Source organism: Planomicrobium sp. MB-3u-38, from assembly GCF_002836425.1.
Classification (GTDB): Bacteria; Bacillota; Bacilli; order Bacillales_A; family Planococcaceae; genus Planococcus; species Planococcus okeanokoites.
In genome coordinates this window covers 1-10,215 of sequence record NZ_PJBO01000047.1, presented here as the reverse complement: position 1 = coordinate 10,215, position 10,215 = coordinate 1, and the positions used below count along the sequence as shown (strand labels likewise).

The 10,215-nt window shown below is 33.0% G+C and carries 6 protein-coding genes and 2 pseudogenes; 7 read left to right on the top strand and 1 reads right to left on the bottom strand.

Going from position 1 to position 10,215, the window contains the following annotated elements; translation table 11 throughout:
- The 5 genes from CXF70_RS18165 to CXF70_RS18595 form a co-directional block, all read left to right on the top strand.
- A partial coding sequence (locus tag CXF70_RS18165) for a hypothetical protein (protein WP_158241177.1) occupies positions 1-390 on the top strand: 390 nt, incomplete at its 5' end.
- A gap of 198 nt (positions 391-588) precedes the next feature.
- A complete protein-coding gene (gene hsdR / locus CXF70_RS09190; RefSeq protein ID WP_199172815.1) occupies positions 589-2,940 on the top strand; it encodes an EcoAI/FtnUII family type I restriction enzme subunit R in 2,352 nt (783 codons plus the stop codon).
- A gap of 10 nt (positions 2,941-2,950) precedes the next feature.
- On the top strand, positions 2,951-4,420 hold the full coding sequence (locus tag CXF70_RS09185; protein WP_101802399.1) for a class I SAM-dependent DNA methyltransferase: 1,470 nt from the start codon (positions 2,951-2,953) through the stop codon (positions 4,418-4,420).
- Positions 4,417-5,892: a restriction endonuclease subunit S gene (locus tag CXF70_RS09180; RefSeq protein ID WP_101802398.1), complete on the top strand. Its 1,476-nt coding sequence runs from the start codon at positions 4,417-4,419 to the stop codon at positions 5,890-5,892. Before CXF70_RS09185 ends, CXF70_RS09180 begins: the two co-directional genes overlap by 4 nt.
- A 525-nt stretch (positions 5,893-6,417) precedes the next feature.
- Positions 6,418-7,029 (top strand): hypothetical protein, encoded by a 612-nt coding sequence (locus CXF70_RS18595; protein ID WP_101802397.1) that lies wholly within the window; start codon positions 6,418-6,420, stop codon positions 7,027-7,029.
- 155 nt (positions 7,030-7,184) lie between these two features.
- Here the strand turns inward: CXF70_RS18595 and CXF70_RS09170 are convergent, their stop codons facing one another.
- Positions 7,185-8,327, bottom strand: coding sequence for a Shedu immune nuclease family protein (locus tag CXF70_RS09170; protein WP_101802396.1), 1,143 nt, complete (start codon positions 8,325-8,327; stop codon positions 7,185-7,187).
- Positions 8,328-8,806: 479 nt separating this feature from the next.
- On the opposite strand from CXF70_RS09170, the pseudogene CXF70_RS09165 reads away from it, so the two are divergent.
- Both CXF70_RS09165 and CXF70_RS09160 read left to right on the top strand, forming a co-directional pair.
- Positions 8,807-9,408 (top strand): annotated as a pseudogene (locus tag CXF70_RS09165) (recombinase family protein).
- A gap of 289 nt (positions 9,409-9,697) precedes the next feature.
- Positions 9,698-10,215 (top strand): annotated as a pseudogene (locus CXF70_RS09160) (metal-binding protein); the annotation flags it as partial.

The window sequence follows — 10,215 nt, the reverse complement described above, 5'->3', positions numbered from 1 at the left end:
AGCTTGCTATCATTTTATTTAATGGCGGTTTCAAGAGCATTGATTGGAGATAAAGGTGATAACTATTCTACAGAACCTGTAGAAAACATTATTAAGTATGCTAATATAGACGAAAAAACAGCTTATACTTATATTAACTTTTTATTTGATATACAAATACTATTCAAAATCACTGTAAGAGACTTTAATAAAAAAACAGGTAATTTAAAAGATTATAATGTATATTCAAGATGGTGTGACAGAGAGATTGTAGTAAGGGCTATTGAAAGTAATGAATGGATTAAAGACAAGTTATTATTGAAGGTAGGAAACAAAGAATTAACACAAGAAGAACGTGCTAAGGTAAAAAATAAAGCAAGAAACTTAACGGGTTTTCCTGATATATATTAACTTAGAAATTACAACAAGAGTCTCTTAATGGAGGCTTTTTCTTTGTTTTGGAAAAAAGAAATTTCAATAATAATTTAGAATTAATGACGTTTGCGTGAAAGCTACAAAACAAAACACTCTTCCCTATATTTGTAATTTTTTCATGAAGAAATAGCATTTAATGATACAATAAAATTACATATTAAAGGGGGGAAGAAAATGAAAACAAAAAAACAAATGACTGAAGAAGATATTAAAAATAAGTTTATTACCCCTGCAATAACTGAAAGTGGCTGGGATGTTAAATCCAATGTATTCTTTGAACATAATTTCACAGATGGTCGCATAATCGTTCGAGGAAACTTAACAACAAGAGCAAAAAGAAAAAGAGCCGATTATCTTTTGATGCATAAAAAGAATTACCCGATTGCAATAATTGAGGCAAAAGATAACAAACATTCTTTAGGGTCTGGTATGCAGCAAGCATTAGAATATGCTGAGATTTTGGATGTGCCTTTTGCTTATAGTTCAAATGGGGATGGTTTCCTTGAGCATGATAGGTTAACAGGTAAAGAAAGAGAACTTTCTTTAGATGAGTTTCCCTCGGCTGAAAACCTTTGGGAGCGTTATGATAGCGAACAAGGTCTAAGCACGGAACAAAAGGAAATGATTAACGAGCCTTATTATTTTCAGTTAGGGGATAAGACACCAAGATATTATCAAAGAGTAGCTGTAAACAGAACGGTGGATGCAATCGCTAAAGGCCAAGACCGTATTCTGTTGGTAATGGCTACGGGAACGGGAAAAACATATACGGCATTTCAAATTATTTATCGTTTATGGAAAGCTGGTAAAAAGAAAAAGGTTCTTTTCTTAGCAGACCGAAATATACTAATTGACCAGACGATGACTAATGATTTTAAACCTTTTGAAAAAGTAATGACAAAAGTTGAAAATCGTCATTTAGACAGTTCTTATGAAGTATATACTGCTTTATACCATCAACTAGCTGGAGAGGATGGTATAGAACCGTTCCGTCAATTCAAACCAGATTTTTTTGATTTAATTATTATAGATGAAGCGCATAGAGGTTCTAGTAAAGAAGAAAGTGCATGGAGAAAAGTACTGAATTATTTTGGCGGAGCAGGAACAACACATATAGGTTTAACTGCTACACCAATGCAAACAAAAGATGTATCAAGTTCTGATTATTTTGGTAAACCTGTTTATACCTATAGCTTGAAACAAGGTATTGATGATGGATTTCTTGCTCCTTATAAAGTAATTCGAATAGGTCTTGATAGAGACCTTGAAGGGTATCGACCTGAAAAAGGGAAATTAGATGTCTCAGGCCAACTAATTGAAGACCGCGAATATAACATAAAAGATTTTGATAGAAATATAATCATTGACGGTCGAACTCTAAGAGTCGCCCAAAGAATAACCGAATTTCTAAAGAAAACGAATCGTTTTGATAAAACGATTATATTCTGTATTGATATAGACCATGCTGAACGTATGAGACAAGCTTTAGTGAATGAAAATTCCGATTTGGTGAAAGAAAACTCAAAATATATTATGAGAATTACTGGAGATAATCCCGAAGGAAAAGCGCAATTAGACAATTTTATTGACCGTGAAAGCAAATATCCTACTATCGTTACTACTTCTAAACTCTTAACCACTGGAGTAGATGCAAAAACTTGTAAAGTGATAGTTTTGGATTCAAATATTAATTCGATGACAGAGTTCAAGCAAATTATTGGTCGTGGTACTCGTTTAGACCCAGAACATGGAAAAGAGTTTTTTACAATATTAGATTTTAGAAATGCTAGTCGATTATTTGCTGACCCAGCTTTCGATGGAATTCCTGAAGGGGTGATTGATATTCCTCCAGGGGGAGAAATAGTTGAACCAGACCCTCCAACAGGAGGAGATGACCCAATACCTCCAGAACCGCCTATATATCCACCTGGAGGGGATGAGGGTGATGGTGGACCAGAGCCAAGAATTAAATATAGAGTTAATGATATATCAGTTAGTATTATAAACGAGCGAGTTCAATATTATGATAAGGGTGGTCAACTTGTTACCGAAAGTTTAATTGACTACACAAGAAAGAATATCTTAAAAGAGTATGCTAACTTAGAAGGTTTCTTAAGAAGCTGGAATGCTCAAGAAAAGAAACAGGCTATAATTGATGAGTTGGCAGAACAAGGCGTTTTACTAGATGCATTACGAGATACTGAAAATCTAGCAGAATTAGATGACTTTGACTTAATTTGTCATTTAGCTTATGACCAACCAGCATTAACAAAAGCAGAAAGAGCTAACAATGTTAAAAAACGTGGATATATCTATCAATATAAAGATGTGGCAAGGGAAGTCTTGGAAGTGTTATTAGAGAAATATAAAGATGAAGGTATACGTGAACTAGAGGGAACAGAAGTGTTATCTTTAAAAGAGTTTGAGAAGTTTGGTAATCCTATGAAGATTGTAAAAGCGTTTGGTGGTAAACCAAATTATTTAAAAGCAGTTAAAAGACTTCAAGATGAAATTTATTTAGCTTAGGAGATAAGATATGTCAACTAGAGGATTTATTAAAAGACTACAAGATATCATGCGTAACGATTCAGGTGTTAATGGAGATGCACAGCGAATAGAACAAATAGTTTGGCTGCTTTTCCTAAAAGTATACGATGCGAAAGAAGAACTTTGGGAATTTCATAATGATGAGTTTCAATCGGTTATTCCCGAAGATTATCGCTGGCGCAATTGGGCAGTAGATAAAAAAGATGGCGAAGCGAAAACTGGAGAATCACTATTAAAATTTATCAATGAAGACCTATTTCCAGCTTTGAAAAATATAGAAGTTGACGAGTATACGCCAGTTAGTAAATCTATTGTAAAGTTTGCGTTTGAAGACAGTTATAACTTCATGAAAGATGGAGTTTTACTTCGCCAAGTCGTTAATGTCATTGATGAGATTGATTTTACAGACCATAAAGAACGTCATGACTTTAATGATATCTATGAGCAAATATTAAAAGATTTACAAGCCCAACGTTCTTCAGGTGAGTATTATTCTCCAAGAGCTACAACAGATTTTATAACCCAAATGGTAAAACCACAATTGGGTGAAAAGATTGCAGATTTTGCTTGTGGAACTGGAGGGTTTTTAACCTCTTCTTTAAATTATTTAGAGAGCCAAGTTAAAAGTGTTGAGGATAGGGAAAAATACAATAATTCGGTATTTGGTATTGAAAAGAAAGCGTTGCCTCATTTGCTAGCTTTAACTAATTTGCTTTTACACGACATTGATAATCCTTACATTATTCATGGCAATTCATTAGAAAAAAATGTTAGAGATTATACAGAGAAAGACCGTTTTGATGTTATTTTAATGAATCCTCCATATGGTGGTTCTGAAAAAGATAGTATCAAGATGAATTTTCCAATGGAATTAAGAAGTAGTGAAACAGCAGATTTGTTTATGTCTGTTATTATGTATCGCTTGAAAAAGAATGGAAGAGTAGGGTTAATACTGCCTGATGGGTTCTTGTTCGGAGCTGACAATGCTAAAAGAGCAATTAAAGAAAAGCTGCTAAAGGAGTTCAATTTACATACAATAATTCGTTTGCCTCACAGTGTCTTTGCTCCATATACAAGTATCCGAACAAATATTTTGTTCTTTGATAAAAGTGGACCTACTAAAGAAACGTGGTTTTATCGGTTAGATATGCCAGAAGGATACAAAAACTTTTCGAAAACAAGACCGATTACGTTAGACCATTTTAATCCAGTAATAGAGTGGTGGAATAATCGTACTGAAATTAAAGAAGGTAGTTTTGATAAATCAAGAAAATATACGGTAGAAGAAATTGTTGCCTTTGACTATAACCTTGACTTATGCGGATTTCCGCAACAGGAAGAAGTAATTCTTGAACCTGATGATTTAATGAAAATTTATCATGAAAGAAGAACTAAATTAAATATAGAGATTGATGAAGTATTATTTGAAATCCACGAAATGTTGGGTGATAAATCTTGAAAGCACAGCAATTAAGAGTTTCGATTTTACAGAACGCAATGCAAGGAAAGCTAACAAGACAAAATACTAATGATGAATCAGTTAGGTTATTAATAGAAGAAATAAAAAAAGAAAAGAATCAATTAATTGAGACGAAATATATTAAGCCCGAAAAAGCGTTACCTCCTATTTCAGAAGAGGAAATACCTTATGAAATTCCTGAGACATGGAGATGGGTAAGAGCGCAAGAAGTTTTAGATGTGAGGGACGGAACCCATGATACTCCCAAATATGTTTCAGAAGGTATTCCTTTGGTAACCAGCAAGAATCTTAAGAACGGAAAATTGGTTTTTGATAATATTAAATATATTAGTGAAGAAGACCACAATAAAATAGAACAGCGTTCTAAAGTCGATAATGAAGATATTTTATTTGCTATGATTGGCAGTATTGGTAATACAGTTCTAGTTAAAAAAAATAGAGCTTTTAGTATAAAAAATGTAGCTTTGTTTAAACAATATCCAAGCAAAAGTCTATACATGCCATTTATATATTATTTACTGTCATACTATGAAGATGAAATACGTAGAAAGTCATCAGGAGGAGTTCAGGCCTTTGTATCCTTAACTTTTTTAAGAAATTTAATCTTTCCATTACCTCCTGTTATGGAACAAAAAAGAATAGTGATTGAGATAGAGAAATTATTTAAGAAAATCGATACTTATGCTGTTTTAGAAAAAGAAATTGAGATGTTAAATAAATCATTTCCTTATGATATGGAAAAATCGATTTTGCAATATGCAATGCAAGGAAAACTTGTTAAGCAAGGTTCAAACGAAGAGCCAGTTAAGCAACTACTAATGAAAATAAAAGAAGAAAAAGCACGACTTACTAAGGATAAAGTAATAAAGAAAGAAAAAGTAGCACCTCCAATTACTGATTTAGAAATTCCATTTGATATACCAAAATCTTGGGAATGGGTTCGATTAAGTCAGGTAGGCTATGTAGTAGCAGGAGGTACTCCTAAAACAGGTGAATCATCTTATTGGGATGAGAATGGCATGCTTTGGCTTACTCCTCGTGACATGGGCCAAAATAAACAAGTGTATATATCTGATTCCCAAAGGAAAATAAGTAATATGGGGTTAGAAAAGTCATCTGCTCAACTCATTCCTAAAGGCTCCATAGTTTATTCTAGTAGAGCGCCTATCGGACATATTAATATAGTTGAAGAGGATTACACGACAAATCAAGGGTGTAAGTCTATAGTTCCAATGATTTACAATAAGTTTCTTTACTATAGCTTGATTTTTAGTACCCCTGAAATTATTAAGCGAGCTTCAGGTACAACTTTTAAAGAAATTTCTGGTTATGAATTTAGTTTAACAGTTATAGCTTTGCCGCCATTAGAAGAACAGTATAGGATTGTCGAAAAGATTGAAATGTTGAATAAGTTAACTTCAAAGATGGAAAATATAATAAATCAAAATTGAGAGCGGCCACATACAGGCTGCTTTTTTAATACTTAGTACTAAAACCTATATAAGGATTTGTCAATCTTGTACACCCTCTTAAGACATTATATTTATATTGATATACTTAGTTAAATAGTGTATCAAATATATGTATCAAAATAGGAGTGGGTCAATATTGTATTTGGCAGATAAGAAATGTATAAAATGGCAATTAAGGATATTCGGAGGAATGTATAAATTCTCAATCTGATGTCGCTTGACACGGAGCCTCTGCGGGTACAACTTTACGCAAAGGAATGCATGAGATGGCTTTGCATAGCACACGAGCTTATTATACCCGCCACTCCGTATAAAGCGTTGAATATGCGATGTTTTATGCATTTGCTTAATTGCCAAACACTACAATCCTTAAATGCCAGTAACAGTCAATATGAAATATGGTTATGCGAGTGTATCGTCTAAAGGTCAAGATTTAACAGTGCAGCAAATAACTTTGAAGGAGCAGCATATACTGGTGTTACTCATCTTATGAGGTTCATTGGCATGAGTACAGAACAAAACTCGACAAAAGAGAGAACAAGGTTATCTCTGTTAAGAATGCAACAATTAGTGCATATTGAAATTTATAATGAGACTGTAATGGCTAGTATGGTGAACGATTTGAAACCTGCCAGCAATTACTTTATCAGACCTACAGGAAAGGATGAGGAGTGGGGGTTCTCCAAAACATTTTACAAAGATATTCAGAAGATACTAGCAATGAAAAGTGATTATAAGCCTAAGGTATTTGTAACCTATCTCAATTTGGTTGGTTATATATTCTATGGTGCGAGTAACGAACCAATATCATTCATTGCAATCGATACAATTGCAAAGAATACAGGAATAAATAGAAAATTACTTATAAAATACTTCAAAGCATTATATGAAGATGAGGTATTATACTTTATACACCTTAATATCAATAATTCACCTACAAAAATTATTGTACAAGATGGATTCATAAAAAACATACTGCTGAATGGGCAGTACCGCTTGCAGAATATCATTACAAAACTGATAGGAGCAAATTTAAGGGTGGAGCGGAAGGGGTATCAGAAGAATAAGAGGTTTTCTTTTAGCGGCTTTCTGTTAAATATGTCAATGGCGTATTGATAGAACTGAAATTCTATTGTTTGGAACTGATAGCTACTTAAAAATTGTACAATAACTAGTATATTAAAAAAACAGGCAAGGTTAGAGATATACCTGCCTGTTTTACTATTTGTGTTAAAAACATTAGAGTATAAACCAACGTGGCAACATAGAAACTATCCTTCTAATAACTCAATTAATCCCTTGACCCTTCCAAACAATTCATCGAAAGTTATTACAATTACATTTTTCAGCTCTTTTCTGTATAGCTCAAAAGAATGTTTATGCGCAGTCTCGATTAATGTATCGAACCTACCTGCTATAACAACACAACTAGGATTAATTATATCAAATTCAGTTTTTACGCCTTGTCTATAGTTATTGTAATCTAAAGCTTGGTACTCTCTCTGTAGACTTGTCTTATAAGTTAATACCTGCGTAACTGCTCCCATCAAGTCCTTATGTACTGAATATACGCCTGTTCTGTATTCACTTGGAGTAATAAGAGGAGCTGCAGGAGTTTTAATTTCAATAAGGACAGCATCTTTTGAGAAAGGATTCGCATATAAGAAATCAACAAGTTTACCACTATCATTATTTACGGTTTTTCCGCCTACGTATGCCTCATCATTTATTAAAACTGTTGGATTGGAGAAAATCTGACTTAAAATCCAAGTGTTTTCTTTTAAAATACTTTGCCAAAACTTTTCTGAAGCATTATTGAGTTTGTTGTTTTCCCAAATAGACAATACTTTCTTTAAATTGGCTATTCCAATTAGAGTATTAAGTTGGTCCAAATCTTTCTCTTGGAGGTTTTTAAGTCTATCAATTATTTTATCTGAATTATCACTTGCAACAATCCACTCTAATGTTTTCTCCAATATTTCACTGTTGTCGTCTTCTAGTAATTGAGAAAACAAATTTGAGTTACTCTCAAATATTTCTATTAATTTCTCAACGTCAGGATTACTCTTTATAAGATGAAATCCTCCATACATAACTCCATACTTTTCATGTACAGCATAATGTTTGTGAATTTCTTTGGTAAAAGTGAGCATAGCTTCAGAATTTAGTTCTAACTTAATCCATTCCTCAGCTTTTAATTTGTTCAAATCTAATTCTTTGTAATCTTCCCACGAGGCATTTTTCCCCTTTTTTTGATAGATAAAGCATCCTCTGACCGAAGCTTCAGGCATATTGTTGTTGTTGACTATTTCAGGTCTAAAAAGAAGCCTAGTAGTAGATGTGGTTCTTAGTTCAATATCATCACAAACAGCAGAGTCTCTTGATGTTGTCCTTACATTAATTGTGTCGCCCATTTTCAATTTACACTCCTGGTAATCGTATTTGGATATCCTTACTAATACTATATATCTTTAATGGGGTTTTCTTACAAAAGAATACAAATAAAGTTAAGTCAGAGAAAGAGAATAACATTTTGAACCACTCATAACCATACATTTTAAAGTCGGAAAATAACCGATTCGACTAAAATAATAACGTATTTAGTCTTTCTCAAAACGATATTGATTTAGTAATTTACTATTAAAGTGCGATAACAATTTGGTGTATAGCGTTTTAGCTATGTTCTAAAACTAAATGACTTCTACTTCGAACATCTTTATGGAGGGGTTTCAAAAGGTACACATTTTGAAACGCTTTATGTGGAATGGTAGAATAGTAGTCTCGGTAGTCTCATAAGGTTTATATGGCAGTTTCGATACGTATCATAATTAATTTTACCTTTTGACACAACTATCGTAAGGTTAAAGTATCAAAGTAAAAGGTGGAATTGACCATGGACAACAAAGTAATTGGATATGTAAGAGTAAGCAGTAAAGACCAAAATGAAGCACGACAAATGGATAGCATGCATACTCTTGGAATTGATGACCGTGATATTCATTTTGATAAGCAAAGTGGTAAAGACTTCAACAGATTCAATACCAAGCTTTGAAATTGCGCTTACGCAAAGGTGATATATTGTACATTCATTCATTGGATAGAATAGGTCGTAATAAAGAGATGATTCTGAAGGAATGGAATGAAATTACGCAGCACATTAAAGCACATATTGTAGTAATAGATATGCCATTATTGGATACACGCAAGTACACTGACTCAATTGGTTCCTTTGTAGCTGACTTGGTGTTGCAAATATTGTCATGGGTTGCTGAAGAAGAAAGAACAAGAATAAAAACTCGTCAAGCTGAAGGTATATCTTCAGCTAAGGCACAAGGCAAGCACCTAGGAAGACCTAAAATAAATATTAACACTGCATTTGAGCTAGCTTATAAACAATGGAAGGCAGGCGATATAACAGCAGTTCAAGCAATGAAAAATTCAGATTTAACTAAGGCTACTTTCTATAGAAAGGTTAAGGAATATGAACGTAAATAAGGAGACTTAAGAAGGTCTCTCTTTGTATGTAATTGATTAGGCGGGGTACAATCCCACATAATTCATGCGGTCATTAGGAGAAAATGAGGTAGGTAGCCTAATCTACACATCCTGATTTTTTCAAAGAATTTGTTGGAGTGGGATTTTGATTTATTCAATTACACCTATCAATCAAGTGGAATTTTTTTAAAATAGATAAAACTTTTAGTAGGGTTTACAAATAGAGAATTCTACTTAGTGTATTATTATAATAAAGTCATAAGTTTCTATTTAAAAAAGGATGAGACAAATGGTGGTTACAGGAGATTATCAATGCAATGTTTGTGACAGTATTACTCGTATTAGGGTTCAACTTGGTTGGTTAGAAAATTATCCTGTTAGAATTAAATGTGGTAATTGTAATATTTCAATATTCGGCAACGTTTATCTAGACCAACAAAATGGAGGATATTCTATAAATCTTAAAAATGTAACTACTTTTAAAGAAGCAAAAAATCCCGATTATTTAATTGAAGTATCTGGCGAACTTTTGACTGAAAAGATACGTCCATACATTGAGGAGTTAGATACTTTATTCAGTCCTTTTTTCAAAAATGGTATCTTCTCTATGGGAGAAAGTATTGGAGAGTTTAAACAGCGTACTAATCGCTTTTTAGATAAAATAGAAAATGAATGGCCAACTATAAAACGAATAAACGAACTTTGGTTTAATGGTAATCATAATTACTTACCTAAAGAAATTCATAGATTATTAGATAAAACACAATTTCCTGCAGATAACGAGCTGGAATTATTAAGAGGTGTGCA